We start from the raw sequence: 13611 nt of genomic DNA, 5'->3' as shown, positions 1-13611 counted from the left end.
ATTGACTATTTTGCTTGGTTTTTAAACGCTTGCAAGGTTTGCAGTAGCACAGCTAGCTTTGGCACAAACTGCTCTATTTGCTCATTAATATTAGCGTTATCTGCTGATATTTCGGTTAATTGCTGTGCAAGCTCCTGCACGTAAGGACCAAAGCGATTGCTCTCGGTGCTAAAACCTTGTTGTTTGCCAAATATGCTAGCAAACTTGCCATGTCCCACTTTTTTAAGTTCATCGAGTTTGGCATCAGCATCAATGGCTTGGCGATAAGCTGTTTGTAAGTTCTGTTTAAGTTGCTCTATAACACGAGTATGTGGCATAACAGCCTCTGGGTTAAAAATTTAGCCGAATTATAAGGGGCGAAGCAGATGGCAACAAGTCACGCTAACAGATTAGTGCAAACTATTGGTGCATCCATAATGGCAATTTGGGTTTGGTCATCCGCTGTCGCTGCCGATACGCCGCCATTCTATCAAATTAACTACCAAGGTAAGACTGCCTATCTACTTGGCTCAATCCATGTCGGACAGCCTGACTTTTACCCTATGGCGGACATTATCGAACAGAAGTTTGCTAACGCGTCAGGCTTAGTGGTGGAAGTGGATACCGACAATATTGATGTAATGGCGATGATTCGTCAGTACGGGCTAGATCCTTCAGGTATTGATCCACACACTCAGTCATTAAAGACCACATACTGCCAAAGTCAGCAACCGCTGTGCCAGTCTATTGCCAGTTTCTCGCCTTGGTTGCAGTCAGTGCAAATTGGCATGGTGCGTTTTGAGCAGTTGGGGTTCAGTGCTGAATATGGCGTTGATGGCCGTTTTGTAAAACAAAATCGTCAGCGCCCCCTGTATGAGCTTGAATCCAGTGAGTTTCAATTTAAGCTACTGTCAGGTTTCAATCGCGAGCAACAATGGCAGATGGTCGCCGATGCCATTGAAAGCTCTGATAAAGAGATGCTGGCTTTAGTTGAGGCATGGCGTAACGGTGATGAACAGGCTTTAAGTGAATTAATGACCGAGCAGATGGTCGAAGATGGCGACACTCAGATGATTGAACAGATCCTTTGGCGGCGCAATGTTGATATGGCTACAGGTATTCGCCGTTTAATGCAAGATGCCACGGTTGCTGAGCCACTATTTATTGTGGTGGGTGCCGGACATGTTGTCGGTAAACAGAGTATTGTCGATGAGATGCGCAGCCACGGTGGTAAGGTGCGTAATTGTTGGCAGCAAAGTTGTCAATAATTCGCTAACGCTGAGACTTCAAGTGGGCGCCTTTTGGTAGGCTCATTGCTTTTAATGACGCTGCTGATACAGCTGTTGTTAAGTTGCTTTGTTATGCCTTTAACTGTTGTGATGGTGCTGAAAATAAGCATGAATAACGTTGCTTGATTCTGAATTTGACGCCAAATTAGCCGATTACGATTAGGACACTTTTACAAAAACAACAGAGTTAATTAGGCTGGCTAGTTTTTAGTAAATAGAGACTCAAGCCATGCCGCGTATTGCCCTAAATCACCTGTTAGTCGCTGCTGCGTTAACCACGTTAAGCAGTGCAGCCATGTCAGCCCCGCAAGTTGGCATCATGCTAGGCTCTGATTCGGGTATTAACGTTAAGTTTGACGATATAAAAATTGGTGTCGGACTTGATGATGTGTCATTAACGGCAGACAAACTGTTCAATTTTGCTAATACCCAGCATTTTTATTATGGCTTCGGCGGTAAGCTCGACAACCTCAGTGGTGATAAAGATACCAAGCTTGCTGTCAGGGCGGTATTTGGAGCCCACACCGCCGTCGAACAGTTCCGGTTTTTTATTGAAGCCCAGCCCAGTGTTTACTTAATCGATAACGTCAGTGTTGAGCTAGAAGCAATAGCGGGAGTCCGTTACCAGTTCTAGCCCATGACTATTGGGCAATAGATTAGTTGGGTTGGCAGATAAAGTGCACGTAACGTCCCAGTGGAATGTAAGTAGGTTGCGTTGAATAGGTCAGCTCCATTGCCAGTAGTTGCTCGAAAGTCGCGCTCTCGGGCTGATGATTTTTAAGGTAATCACATATTACTCGCACACCGGATTGATAAATGATGCCCATATTCCAGTTAGTTACCCAATCACGCACCTCATCGATGTAAACCGGATGCGTAGGGGTTAAGCCCACCTTTTTCTTCACTTTTAGCCCAGCGTTCACATAATCAAAGTTACCAGATACGAGATTAAAGAAACGCATGGCTTCTTTGTTATAAAACATCAAAGACAGGAGTCCATCGTCTTTAAGCGTGCTTGGCAGTTGGCTAAGGGTCGTTTGCGCATCAGCTAGCCATTCGGTGACGGCATGGCAAAGAATCAAATCAAATTTGCCATGCTCGCCGGCAGACAAACCCTGAATTGGACCGTGAACTAAACGAATATCAAGCTGCTGGCCGCTCTGTTGTTGATGCTGCTCGATTTGCTCTTTGGCTATATCGAGCATTTTTTGTGAAATATCACATAGCACGACTTGATGACCCAGTTTAGCGAGTTTCTGGCTAAATGGGCCAAATCCGCCGCCAGCGTCTAAAATACGTAATGATTGTTTACCGTTGCCTAGTTGTTGCAGTGCCCATTTAAGATCGCGCCATACAACGGTTTCCCGTACTTGACCTTTTGCTGAGCCATAGATGTTATTGGCAAACTTGTGTGCCAACGCGTCAAAATTTTTGTCTTGCAACTGTGTACTCCACCCGCAGGGCTATTAATTCTTACGGGGTTATTTTGCCATACAACTCATGCTAATCAGTATAAAGATTAGGTCGCTCGGCAAAAATTTAGTGATACTGAGATAGGCAACCCGTTTTGCTACGTTTAAGCGGGTTACTGTTGAAACTGAGCCACTAAAGCGGGTCATTTGGGTGCGTTTGGGCTGCTTACTTTTGGCTTGAATAGCTCAAGCAGGCAGCAAGCATGTTTTCAGGTGCCGGCCTTGAAGATGTTTACCAACAGCGCGTTGAGTCAATCGGCCACTGATACTGGCTGCAATAGAGTGAGTGCCTCGTGGTTGGCGGTGCCTTGCTATGCAAGCGTTGAATTTAGCTTTCAATGAAATTTTTGGGTATACTCGCGCTCTTAAAATTTTCAGTGGTGTTTTTTTAAAAGGTCCAATACGCGTGGAAAGTAAAATATCGGTAGATTTAAAGGCGATGCCGTCACTGTTTTCGCTTTATCGTAAGATCTTTTTAGGTCGTAAACCTGGTTGGGATCAACAGGCTTTACCTCATATCGAAGTCAATTGCCCCAATGTTGGTTTAAGCGCTGACAAAGTTGCGCAATATGCGCAAGTGTGCGGCTTTGAGTTTGATGGCCAAAAACTACCATTGACCTACTTATATGTGATGGCTTTTCGTCTGCATGCGGTAATTTTTACCCACAAAGCCATTACGTTCCCGTTACTGGGGATGATTCACCTTAAAAACAGCATTACCCAATATCGCAGCTTGTCGGTTGATGAATCGTTCAATCTTGATTGTGCGCTTACCAGCAGCCAACAAACAGACGCTGGACTTGAGTTTACCTTAGTCTCTAAAGCCTACGTGGGCGATGAACTAGTGTGGGAATCCTTGTCGACTTACTTATATCGTATTGAAAGCGGTGGACGTCGAGTGCGTCCACCTAAAGCTAGCCCAATGGCATGGGAGAATCCAAGTGAGTGGCAACTAAACGATGATTTAGGCCGCCGCTACGCTAAAGCGTCTGGTGACTACAACCTGATTCATCTGCATCCTGTGGTGTCTAAGCGTTTTGGGTTTGATCGTGTCTTGGCCCATGGTATGTGGTCAAAAGCGCGCGTTGTGTCGGCGTTAGCGCCACAAATTGCTGACAGACCTTGTACTGTGGATGTGGCCTTTAAATTACCCTTGTTGCTACCTGCTGATGTTAAGTTTGGCTTTGAGTGTGTGCAGGAAGATGGCAATGACAGCGTGCGCTTCGAGCTGCGAGATAGCCGCGGCCGCCGACCACACTTAAGCGGTGCGATAAGTTACTTATAAGCCGTTTTGAGATAAAGTCGTCTTTAGATAAAAAAACCGAAGCCAATGCTTCGGTTTTTTATTATTGCACTGAGGTAGGCCGACTAAGGCACGCTGTGGCCCTTGGCTGCCTGCCAAATACTGAACCACTGTTGGCGGTCTAGCTGGATATGTTCGCTGGCTACTGCCATATCAATCCGCTGCTGTTTACCTGAGCCGATAATAGGGTGAGGCTTGCAGGGCAGCGCCAATACCCAGGCATAGACAATTTGGCTAATGTCATCGGTTCCATGTTGCTCAGCAATGTGGCTTAAGCAACTTTGTAATCGTTTAGCTTGAGCAGATTGCCCAGAAAGTAGTTCGCCACCGCCTAAACAGGACCAGGCCATTGGCGGGCAATCAAGTCGCTGCGCCTGATCTAAGGTGCCGTCTTCTAATGTGCTCATATTCAGTGGCGATAACTCTACTTGGTTGGTGACCAATTTGCTGTTAAAGCGAGACTGCAGTAATTCAAATTGCGCTGGCGTAAAGTTAGATACACCAAAATTGAGGACTTTGCCCTGTTGCTGTAACTGGGTAAATGCCTGCGCGACTTCATCGGCATTCATCAAAGGATCTGGGCGGTGGATAAGCAGCAGATCAAGGTGATCAGTTTGCAGGGCCCGCAAAGAATGCTCGGCGCTGCTAATGATATGTGCTGCGCTGGTATCGTAGTGATTGACATAACGTTTAGGAGTATGGTCAAAAGCCGGTTTAATACCGCATTTACTGATCAGTTGCATCTTGTCGCGCAGGTGCGGTTTTAGCGCCAATGCTTGACCAAACTGAACCTCGCATTGTTGCTGACCATAAATATCCGCATGATCCATGCTCGTCACGCCACGCTCAAGATAGTGTTCGATTAAACTTAGGGTTTGCTGGGTGGTGTATTGCCAGTCACACAAGCGCCAAAAGCCGGCAATAAAGCGAGACAATTCTAAAGGGGTATCTGACACAGTGGCTCCGAATTTTGCAGGGTAATCGATACAATAACAGGGCCAGAGGCCCCGTTATTGTTAGTTGATTAATCTTTGGTTTGGTAGATATGAACGTCGCGTTGTGGGAACGGAATTGAGATATTTTCCGCATCGAAGCGCATTTTCACTTCACGAGTGATATCCCAATATACATCCCAGTAGTCTTCGGGTTTGGCCCATGGACGCACCACAAAATCAACCGATGACTCACCAAGTAGGTGTAATTTCACCATAGGCTCTGGGTCTTGTAGCACTTTAGGATGTTTTTCAACAATACTGTTGAGTACCCTTTCCGCTTTTTCAATATCGTCACTGTAACCAATACCAAAGGTCATATCGACACGGCGTTGATGTTCCACAGTAATATTGTTGATGGTGTCACCCCAAATCTTATTATTAGGGATGATTAAGCGTTGGTTATCTAAGGTTTTGATCGTCGTTGACACTAGGCTCATATGGCTAACTTTACCGGTGACGCCACCGGCATTAATCAAGTCGCCGACATCGTAGGGACGATAAATCAAAATCATCATGCCTGAGGCGAAGTTAGATAGCGTGTCTTGTAAAGCGAAACCAATAATCACACCGGCGACACCAAAACCTGCGAGTAGTGGCCCGAGTTCAAAGCCGAGCTGCGATAGGGCAATTAATACCCCCAGCGTCATTACTGCTTTGCCAGATAGTGAGATAAAGAAATCCTGCAACAGGTGACTAAAGCGCAGTTTAGAATTGCTGACCGTTTTGCTCACTATACGCTGCACGCCTTTGCCTACTAGGCTGGCGATAAAAATAATCAACACAAAAATAAACAGTTTGAACATGGCACTTGGGCCATTTTCAACAATTTGGTTTTGCGCGGCAGTGGCCCAATCTTCGAGTAAGCTGGTGGCAACATCAAAGTTAAGTACATCTTGGGTAATATCACCGGAGACACTGAATAAGGTTTGTTTCAGTTCGGTGGTGTCTTGGCCTAAACTGTCAAGTAATTCAATTAATGAGCTTAAGGTGGTGTTGCTTAGCCCTAACCGCTCATTGAGTCTTGTAACACGAGCTGTTTGCTCAGTGCTGACATCTTTGCCCGCAGCCGCCGCTTCTTCGACGGCAGATTTAAGCTGATCTTGAGTATATTGCACAAAGCTATTTAAGCTATCTGCGCGCTCTTTGAGTTCTTTAACAAAAGTGGCTTGCTTGCTACTGACATCTACACCTAAAGTCGCCAGCCATTGTAATGTATGGTGGGTGGATAAATAGATCTCATCTCGTTCACGCTCTCGCTTAGCCAATGCCAGCATGATATCGGTATCATTGCCTTTACCAAGCTCAGCCACTTTAGTGACCATGTCATTATGAAAGTACAGTAATACTTGATCTAAAAAGTTTAAGTGGCTTTCTAAAAGTGGCACCATTTTTTTCGCATCAGGGTTAGGGCGCTCCATTAACTCTTGTAGCTTGGCCTCTAACTTTCTTACATGCTCTTTAATGCGGTATTCGGTAAAGCCTTTAAACTCACCGCTCGACTTCTTAAGGGTCTCTGCATCTTTAATGATGTTGTTTTGAAGTTGATTGATCTCAGCGTAGGTGGTTTCGGCGGCCGCCGGATAGGCAATAAGTGTCGCTAAGGTGAGCAACACGATAGCAAGGACGCGATTCATAGGTAATATCCTGTTACGTTTGTAGTTAACTATGATAGTCCTTTGTTTTGCCGAATGTAAATTGAGTTCAGCGAAAATAGTGAGTTTCTGGTAAACTAGCGCCCCCATTATTCGGAGCCAGTATTGTGTTGTGTACCCATTGTAGTCAGTCATTTCGTGTCGATACCGTTAACGCCCAACGTGGAAAAGGGCTGAGTGCTGAAGTGCAGTGTCCGCACTGTTTTGCCTGGTTGGGTAAAAGTGTCGCGTTGTCTTATATCAAGATTACCGGTTTTTACATTGGGGCTATTGCATTGCTGATTGGCTACTTTTATGCCGAGTGGCGAACGGTCACAACCCCAGTGGCGATTTTGTCGACTATGATGCTATTGGTTAGTCACATGATGGACCACCTTAAGGTGATTGAAGCCCCGGAACAGGATGATGCGGCGGACGAAGAGCACAGACAAAAATATCGCTAATGATTCGCGATTACCAACAATAAGGATAGGGATATGTTTAGCGGGTTACAGACTTGGTGGGCGAAGCGCAATGTGCCGCAAAAAACGTTACTGTTATTGGTGGCCATTTTTGTCTTTGTCGTCGGAATGTACTTTGCAGGATATTTGGCCGGTAAACTCATTGGGCCCAAGCTAAACTAAGTCGATAATGGCTGTTTGGGTTGTGAATACCAATCCATTGCTTGGCGATAATGCTGACTTGTTAAGCAGAAGTGGTTTGCTGGGAGGTTTTGCTAAGGGGTTGTCAGTACAGGCTTTGCCTTGTGTGTTTTCACCGGGAGGACGTTGGTAATCATATGGGCCAACGTCACTCCAAGTGCTAACAAGCTAAGTGATTAATCGATCACTTGAACTTGAGCTTCTAGTGCTGCTTCTACATAGTAGATACCACCACCAACAGCGATAAAGAACACTGTTGTCCAGAAGATCATTTTGAAGTTCTCGCGAAAAAATTCCTTCATTGTCAGGTTTCCTGTCTTGTTAAAGTGATGAGTAAACTGGTTCACATTAGTTTACTTTAGCTAAGTCGATTTTATCAATCCATATTACTGCGCCGAACTTAAGCCAGTATTAATTGTATCAGGCTGTTAGTGACCAAGCTCATGGTTTTGCATTATTTTAAGCTAAATTATGACTCAAACCGTTACATTTTATTAGCAGATAAATGCAGTTTGTAGTTAAAGAGTCGCTTGACTTCAAGGTTGTGATCCCTAAACTTGGTGACAATTTTGATTTAGAGCACACTTTGATGTTTTCAATGCGGCGGAAAATAACACGAGGAGTAGCAATATGGCTTAGCGCCCTATTGTTTTGCTTTTCTGTTGCAACATCCGCACATAGCGTTGAGCATATTGACCATGGTGCACTTAATGACTGTACGCTGTGTATTCAGAAGCTGCAGCTTAATACCGCTCTACCTTGCTCACTGCATAGTTTTGAAATTGCTAAGCAGGTTCATATTCCTGTGGTGGAATTGGTGCAAGAGGTTGATAACCCTCAAAGCCACTACTTCCACAGCCGCGCGCCTCCCCAAATATAGTCGTTCCTTAATTTAACAATAAATTTAATAAATTAACCTTTTGGCTGCGAGCTGAAAGGGACTTAGAGTTATTTGGAGAAAATATGAAAACCCTTACTACCCGTTTATCTTCGGTTGCGGTAGCGTGCGCTATGGTATCTATGTCAGCTTCTGCACAGGATTCGTCACTGACTAATCCAAACATTAGTGCGGTATTAGATGGCTACTATCAGTCGGGTGAACGCCCAATGGCTGAGCGCGTTGAAGGATTTGGTCTTGGTCATACTGAGTTTGCGATGAGTGCCAATATCGATGATATGTTTTACGGTAAAGTCACTGCCATCGTTGAAATGCATGACGGCGATACAGAGTTAGGGCTAGAAGAAGCCTTTATCCAAACACTGGCGATGCCAGGTGGCTTTTCAGTTCGCGCAGGTCGATTCTTATCTGATGTTGGTTACTTAAACAACCAGCATGTCCACACAGATTCTTTCTCAGACAGACCTGCTGCTTACCGCGCCTTCCTTGGCGGTCACTATTTTGATGATGGTGTACGTCTAGACTATGTTGCGCCAACAGACCTATATTGGACTATGGGTGTCGAAGCCTTTAAGGGTGATGACATGCGCGCTGAAGATGAACATGGCGAGCGTGAGTTTGAAAATGTCGGTGTGTATTCTGCCTACACTAAGTTTGGCGGTGATATTGGTGTCAGTAGCTCATGGCAGGTTGGCCTAAGTTATCTACGTAATGAAAATGGCCGTTTAACTGCACATGAAGAAGATGAGCATGAAGAGCATGGCGATGATGACCATGGTCACGACCATAGCCATGCTGCCCGCTATACCGGTGAGAACACCTATATTGCTGATTTTGTCTATAAGTGGGCACCTGACGGCAACTACAAATATCAACACTTCACATTAAGTGGTGAGTACTTCAAGGTCACTGACTTTGCTCCATTAGATGAGCACGATCATGACCATGATGAACATGAAGCCGGTCACGATGATCACGGCCCAGATGACCTAACTGGTTGGTACCTAAGTGGTGTGTATCAGTTCAGCCCTAACTGGTCTGCAGGTCTGCGTTATGGCGAAGTTGATACTCAAGAGCTACATGAGGATCATTTCCACGGCCAAAAGTTGAAAGAAACCGAGGTGAGTTTGGCGTGGCATCACAGTCACTTTTCGACAGTGCGTCTACAATACACTAACCAGCAAGGGACTAACTTTGAAGGTTTCGAAGATGACAATATCATCACACTTCAATATGTCATGACATTGGGGGCTCACGGTGCGCATCAATACTAAATGGTTATTAGCGGTCATTCCGGCGGCGGCATTGAGTGTAAGCTCAATGGCCCACGCGGGTTTGAACGTCTTTGCCTGTGAACCAGAATATGCCGCACTAGCGCAAGAGATTGCGCCAGATGCTAAGGTTTACTCTGCCACTACGGCAATGCAAGACCCACATCAAGTGCAAGCGAGGCCAAGCCTGATTGCCAAAATGCGCCAAGCGGATATCGCTGTGTGTGCCGGAGCTGATTTAGAGATTGGTTGGCTACCTATGCTGCAAATGAAGTCATCTAACGCTAAGGTGCGCTCGACCGATCAAGGATTGTTTTTCGCAGCAGACCATGTAGAGACATTAGATCAGCTTAAGGAAGTGGATCGCTCGATGGGCGATGTTCATGCCAAAGGTAACCCGCATTTGCATTTAGATCCTTATCGCTTGCTTAAGGTTGGTGAAGCTTTAAGTGAAAAAATGGCGCAAGTTGATGCGGATAATGCTCAGCAATATCGCCAAGCTTATGCTGATTTTGCCGAGCGCTGGCAAGCAAAAATTCCCCAGTGGGAAGCACAGGCTGCCAAGCTAAAAGGTAAAAAGGTGATTGCCTACCATACCAGTTATCGTTATCTATTTAACTGGTTGGGTATGGAGCAGGTAGGCGACTTAGAGCCAAAACCTGGATTACCTCCAAGCACTAGTCATTTAAGTCAGCTGTTATCAAGGGCTAATCAAGGTGATATTGCTGCAGTGATTATCACTTCTTACCAAGATGATCGTGGTGCACAATGGCTGGGTGAGCGAGCTAACATTCCCGTGTTGCAGCTACCTATGTCTGTTGGTGGTAACAAGCAAAGCCAAGATCTATTCTCGTTTTATGATAGTGTCATTACAATGATGTTGACGACAATGTCAAAATAAACCTAGCGGCTTAGGTGAGCCTGGCTTGCCTAAGCCCGTTTTGGGATAACATTATGTTTGATTGGGATCTGCTCTCTATTCTATTACCTGCACTTGCTGCAGGTATTTTAGTTATTTCTACCCATGTAGTTCTAGGCCGCCAAGTACTCAAACGCGGCATTATCTTTATCGATCTCGCTATTGCGCAGGTTGCAGCACTAGGGGCGATTTTTGCCCATACGAATCATGATTTAGAGCATCTGCCATACGTTAATTTCTGGATGCCAGCTTTGTTCGCACTGGCCGGTGCTGCAGTGATTGCGTGGCTGTCACAACGCATGCGCGATGAGCTTGAGGCGGTGATAGGCTGCTTTTATGTGTTGGCGGCGGTGGCAGCGATGTTATTGCTGGCTAATGATCCCCACGGCGCAGAGATGCTCAAGCAACTGATGTCAGGTCAAATTTTGTGGGTCAGTTGGTCACAATTAGTCATTCCCGCCATAGTGTCGATTGCGGTGTTGTCCTTGGTTGTGCTGCGTCCATCAATCCTAGATGGTATGGGATTCTATCTACTGTTTGCCATTGTCATCACCTTGTCGGTAGAGCTTGTTGGGGTGTATTTAGTCTTTAGTACCTTAATTTTGCCTGCCTTGGCGGTCAACAAGTACGCTGGTCGTGGCAAGTTGGCCATTGCTTATGGGGTGGGGTTGATTGGTTATATTGCCGGTTTGTTGGCTTCTGCGATATGGGATCTACCTAGTGGTGCGGCGATTGTGGCTACGCTTGCAGTGAGTGCGGTGTCGTTTCGGTTTTTGCTGAAAAGGTCTGATCAGTTAGATTTAGCAGCGAAAAATGCACCAAATTAGCGATAATAGGGTTAATTAACACAAATTAACTGGTGAAGTTGCTGGTGTTGGCTATGATGTCATCCGCATTTCATAGTTAGGCTTTACGCTTAAAGTCAAAGTGTTAGCGATTAACTCAGGCTACAGGTGTAAGTCGTTTTGGCTTGCTGCTATAATACGGCCACCGATTTCACAGGAGTATGTTGTGCTATTAATTCTCAGATCTCTGATCTTAGCTATTATGCTAGTACTGGCATTTGTGTTTGGTTGCTTGTTCTGTTTAATCAGACCACGCCACCGTAATAACGTACATATGTTCGCCAAAATATTTTCATGGGCCGCGCCAGTTTTAGGGATTAAAGTCATTGTTAGACGCCCTAAGCAAGAAACCAAAGAACCGTGTATTTTTCTGGCAAATCATCAAAATAACTTTGATATGTTTACCCATACCGCTGCAGTACCTAAAGGTACGGTGAGTTTAGGTAAGAAGAGCTTAGCTTGGATACCGTTTTTTGGGCAGATGTATTGGTTATCAGGCAATATCTTAATTGACCGTAAGAACCGTAGTCGTGCATTTGAGACAATGGCGAATACTGCGCGGAAAATTAAAGATAAATGTTTGTCTATCTGGATATTTCCAGAGGGAACACGTTCTCGTGGCAAAGGTTTATTGCCCTTTAAGTCCGGTGCTTTTCATACGGCCATAGAAGCGGGTGTGGCGATGGTGCCAGTTTTGGCATCGAACCAAGAACACATTCGCCTTAACCGTTGGAATAACGGTGTGGTCATCATTGAAATGATGGAGCCGATTGAAACTAAAGGCTTAGCTAAGTCACAGGTTAAAGAGCTGTCGACACGTATTCATGGTTTAATGGCCGATAAATTGGCACAATTAAACCAAGAGGCCCAAGCTTTGATGGCCAAACCGGCGGTTTAATTTACACCTTTTTGTGGAGCAAGTATGTCCGTAGCGCATCTGTTGCAACAGCAACAGCAAGAAAATAAAGAGATTGTTGAAGCGGTATTGGCTGATGGGTCAAACCCTGAAGCGGAGTACACCATTGAACATCACTTTTCTTCAGCGAAATTCGATGCCCTTGAGAAAGCGGCTGTTGAGTTGTTTAAGCTGGGTTTCGAAGTCAATGACGCCGAAGAGCTAGAACTTGAAGATGGTAAAGTGATTTATTGCTTTGATGCGATTGCTTACCACAACCTTGAAGTGGCTTTACTTGATAAGGCCTGCGAGGAGCTCATCAATCTAGCGGCTAAATTAAAGGTCGATTACGATGGCTGGGGTACTTATTTCATCGATGAAAATGGTGAAGAGTATCGTGAAGATGAAGACGATGATGACGAGCAAAATCAGTTTCATTAATCGTTAAAAAAGCCCCGTAAGGGGCTTTTTTTATGGCTATTTTTGTTGGTATATCATGCAGCAGTTACGGCCAGCTTCTTTGGCATCATATAAAGCTTGATCAGCCCGAGATAGCCATTCACCACTGTTATTTAAGCTAGTGCTGAGATCGCAAATCCCCATACTGACAGTGATTTTTATAACGGCGCTTTCATAGCGCATTTCCGACTCGGCAATTTGCTCTCTTAAGCGGTTAGCAAAGGTCAGTGCATCTTTAGCTGAAGTGTTGGCCAGTACCACCGAGAACTCCTCACCGCCATAACGTCCAGCACAATCGGTCTCACGCAGCGACTGTTTGAGGATATGACTGATATGTTGAATCACTTTATCCCCCGCGATATGACCAAAGGTGTCGTTGATACGTTTAAAATGGTCAATATCAAACATGACCAAGCTGGTATCATCTCCGTAACGGCTATGGCGCTCAAATTCTCGCTGCATGCATAGCTGCCAATAACGGCGGTTATGTAATTGAGTTAGGCCATCGGTTTGGCTGAGGTGTTCTAAGCGCTCATTGGCGGATTTTAATTGCAGTTTATTGATGGCAACGTCGGTGACATCGTAGACAATCATGCTGATGTGAGTGATCTGCCCAGTGAGCGATGACAGCGGCAAAAGAGTGACATTTTGGTACATAAAGTCGGCTCGACCAGTAATGGGTCGATAGTTACCAAACTTAAATACGTAGGGTCGTTGCTCCCAACTAATAAAGGCACGGTTTTTTAATAGAAAAACCGATTCCATTTTCTGTTTAAGCCATTCATCTGGCAGGTAGTCGAACTGTTCAAACAGGTTTTTACCTTTAATTGAGTTAGGCGAAACACCGCTGTGGTTTTCCATAAAACCATTCCACAGCTGGATATTATAATTACGATCTAACACCACTAAGCCAACCTCAATGGTTTGCACCATATCGATGAGCCAGTGCAGTTCGTTCATTGCGCTTTGATCATGAGCCATGCGGATATCCAG

At 45.2% G+C, this 13611-nt stretch carries 17 protein-coding genes; 11 read left to right on the top strand and 6 right to left on the bottom strand.

Annotated elements, in window-relative coordinates; translation table 11 throughout:
• Window positions 1-5: 5 nt before the first annotated feature.
• Window positions 6-317, bottom strand: coding sequence for a hypothetical protein (locus L865_RS0120975; protein WP_028775018.1), 312 nt, complete (start codon window positions 315-317; stop codon window positions 6-8).
• A gap of 48 nt (window positions 318-365) precedes the next feature.
• On the opposite strand from L865_RS0120975, the gene L865_RS0120970 reads away from it, so the two are divergent.
• A complete protein-coding gene (locus L865_RS0120970; RefSeq protein ID WP_028775017.1) occupies window positions 366-1247 on the top strand; it encodes a TraB/GumN family protein in 882 nt (293 codons plus the stop codon).
• 250 nt (window positions 1248-1497) lie between these two features.
• The gene (locus L865_RS0120960) at window positions 1498-1902 is read left to right on the top strand and encodes a hypothetical protein (protein ID WP_028775016.1); all 405 of its coding nucleotides are present in this window, start codon (window positions 1498-1500) and stop codon (window positions 1900-1902) included.
• 22 nt (window positions 1903-1924) lie between these two features.
• On the opposite strand, the gene L865_RS0120955 is transcribed toward L865_RS0120960, so the two are convergent.
• Window positions 1925-2710 (bottom strand): methyltransferase, encoded by a 786-nt coding sequence (locus tag L865_RS0120955; protein WP_028775015.1) that lies wholly within the window; start codon window positions 2708-2710, stop codon window positions 1925-1927.
• Between the two features lie 469 nt (window positions 2711-3179).
• On the opposite strand from L865_RS0120955, the gene L865_RS0120945 reads away from it, so the two are divergent.
• On the top strand, window positions 3180-4025 hold the full coding sequence (locus L865_RS0120945) for a MaoC family dehydratase (RefSeq protein ID WP_028775013.1): 846 nt from the start codon (window positions 3180-3182) through the stop codon (window positions 4023-4025).
• An 83-nt stretch (window positions 4026-4108) separates the two neighbouring features.
• On the opposite strand, the gene L865_RS0120940 is transcribed toward L865_RS0120945, so the two are convergent.
• Window positions 4109-4999: an aldo/keto reductase gene (locus tag L865_RS0120940; RefSeq protein WP_028775012.1), complete on the bottom strand. Its 891-nt coding sequence runs from the start codon at window positions 4997-4999 to the stop codon at window positions 4109-4111.
• Window positions 5000-5067: 68 nt separating this feature from the next.
• On the bottom strand, window positions 5068-6672 hold the full coding sequence (locus tag L865_RS0120935) for a mechanosensitive ion channel family protein (RefSeq protein WP_028775011.1): 1605 nt from the start codon (window positions 6670-6672) through the stop codon (window positions 5068-5070).
• 125 nt (window positions 6673-6797) lie between these two features.
• Here L865_RS0120935 and L865_RS0120930 point away from each other — a divergent pair, with 125 nt between their 5' ends.
• Together L865_RS0120930 and L865_RS25695 are read left to right on the top strand one after the other, a co-directional pair.
• Window positions 6798-7133: a hypothetical protein gene (locus L865_RS0120930; protein ID WP_028775010.1), complete on the top strand. Its 336-nt coding sequence runs from the start codon at window positions 6798-6800 to the stop codon at window positions 7131-7133.
• Window positions 7134-7166: 33 nt separating this feature from the next.
• The gene (locus tag L865_RS25695) at window positions 7167-7313 is read left to right on the top strand and encodes a hypothetical protein (protein ID WP_157577696.1); all 147 of its coding nucleotides are present in this window, start codon (window positions 7167-7169) and stop codon (window positions 7311-7313) included.
• Between the two features lie 194 nt (window positions 7314-7507).
• Here the strand turns inward: L865_RS25695 and L865_RS26045 are convergent, their stop codons facing one another.
• Entirely contained in the window at window positions 7508-7633 is a 126-nt protein-coding gene (locus L865_RS26045) for a hypothetical protein (RefSeq protein WP_256870983.1), read from the bottom strand.
• A 203-nt stretch (window positions 7634-7836) separates the two neighbouring features.
• Here L865_RS26045 and L865_RS0120915 point away from each other — a divergent pair, with 203 nt between their 5' ends.
• The 6 genes from L865_RS0120915 to rraB all read left to right on the top strand — a co-directional run bounded on the left by L865_RS0120915 (window position 7837) and on the right by rraB (window position 12600).
• Window positions 7837-8211, top strand: coding sequence for an ABC-type zinc uptake system zinc chaperone (locus L865_RS0120915; protein ID WP_157577694.1), 375 nt, complete (start codon window positions 7837-7839; stop codon window positions 8209-8211).
• An 83-nt stretch (window positions 8212-8294) separates the two neighbouring features.
• Window positions 8295-9503, top strand: a complete 1209-nt coding sequence (locus L865_RS0120910; protein WP_028775008.1) for a membrane protein — start codon at window positions 8295-8297, stop codon at window positions 9501-9503.
• Window positions 9487-10401, top strand: a complete 915-nt coding sequence (locus L865_RS0120905; protein WP_028775007.1) for a metal ABC transporter solute-binding protein, Zn/Mn family — start codon at window positions 9487-9489, stop codon at window positions 10399-10401. Before L865_RS0120910 ends, L865_RS0120905 begins: the two co-directional genes overlap by 17 nt.
• A gap of 53 nt (window positions 10402-10454) precedes the next feature.
• Entirely contained in the window at window positions 10455-11246 is a 792-nt protein-coding gene (locus L865_RS0120900) for a metal ABC transporter permease (RefSeq protein ID WP_028775006.1), read from the top strand.
• 184 nt (window positions 11247-11430) lie between these two features.
• Complete coding sequence (locus tag L865_RS0120895) at window positions 11431-12162, top strand: 1-acylglycerol-3-phosphate O-acyltransferase (protein WP_028775005.1); 732 nt, start codon at window positions 11431-11433, stop codon at window positions 12160-12162.
• A 24-nt stretch (window positions 12163-12186) separates the two neighbouring features.
• On the top strand, window positions 12187-12600 hold the full coding sequence (gene rraB / locus L865_RS0120890) for a ribonuclease E inhibitor RraB (protein WP_028775004.1): 414 nt from the start codon (window positions 12187-12189) through the stop codon (window positions 12598-12600).
• Window positions 12601-12636: 36 nt separating this feature from the next.
• Here the strand turns inward: rraB and L865_RS0120885 are convergent, their stop codons facing one another.
• Window positions 12637-13599, bottom strand: coding sequence for a GGDEF domain-containing protein (locus tag L865_RS0120885; RefSeq protein WP_028775003.1), 963 nt, complete (start codon window positions 13597-13599; stop codon window positions 12637-12639).
• Window positions 13600-13611 lie beyond the last annotated feature (12 nt).

Source organism: Shewanella waksmanii ATCC BAA-643 (assembly GCF_000518805.1).
In the GTDB taxonomy this organism is placed as follows: domain Bacteria; phylum Pseudomonadota; class Gammaproteobacteria; order Enterobacterales; family Shewanellaceae; genus Shewanella; species Shewanella waksmanii.
This window is presented reverse-complemented; position numbering and strand designations above follow the sequence as displayed.

Excerpts from the sequence above, each read along its gene's own strand:
- L865_RS0120960 (WP_028775016.1), top strand. The coding sequence starts at position 1,498 with ATGCCGCGTATTGCCCTAAATCACCTGTTAGTCGCTGCTGCGTTAACC.
- L865_RS0120885 (WP_028775003.1), bottom strand. The coding sequence starts at position 13,599 with ATGGCTCATGATCAAAGCGCAATGAACGAACTGCACTGGCTCATCGAT.
- L865_RS0120910 (WP_028775008.1), top strand. The coding sequence starts at position 8,295 with ATGAAAACCCTTACTACCCGTTTATCTTCGGTTGCGGTAGCGTGCGCT.
- L865_RS0120975 (WP_028775018.1), bottom strand. The coding sequence starts at position 317 with ATGCCACATACTCGTGTTATAGAGCAACTTAAACAGAACTTACAAACA.
- L865_RS26045 (WP_256870983.1), bottom strand. The coding sequence starts at position 7,633 with ATGAAGGAATTTTTTCGCGAGAACTTCAAAATGATCTTCTGGACAACA.
- L865_RS0120900 (WP_028775006.1), top strand. The coding sequence starts at position 10,455 with ATGTTTGATTGGGATCTGCTCTCTATTCTATTACCTGCACTTGCTGCA.
- L865_RS0120970 (WP_028775017.1), top strand. The coding sequence starts at position 366 with ATGGCAACAAGTCACGCTAACAGATTAGTGCAAACTATTGGTGCATCC.
- L865_RS0120935 (WP_028775011.1), bottom strand. The coding sequence starts at position 6,672 with ATGAATCGCGTCCTTGCTATCGTGTTGCTCACCTTAGCGACACTTATT.
- L865_RS0120915 (WP_157577694.1), top strand. The coding sequence starts at position 7,837 with ATGCAGTTTGTAGTTAAAGAGTCGCTTGACTTCAAGGTTGTGATCCCT.
- rraB (WP_028775004.1), top strand. The coding sequence starts at position 12,187 with ATGTCCGTAGCGCATCTGTTGCAACAGCAACAGCAAGAAAATAAAGAG.
- L865_RS25695 (WP_157577696.1), top strand. The coding sequence starts at position 7,167 with ATGTTTAGCGGGTTACAGACTTGGTGGGCGAAGCGCAATGTGCCGCAA.
- L865_RS0120945 (WP_028775013.1), top strand. The coding sequence starts at position 3,180 with ATGCCGTCACTGTTTTCGCTTTATCGTAAGATCTTTTTAGGTCGTAAA.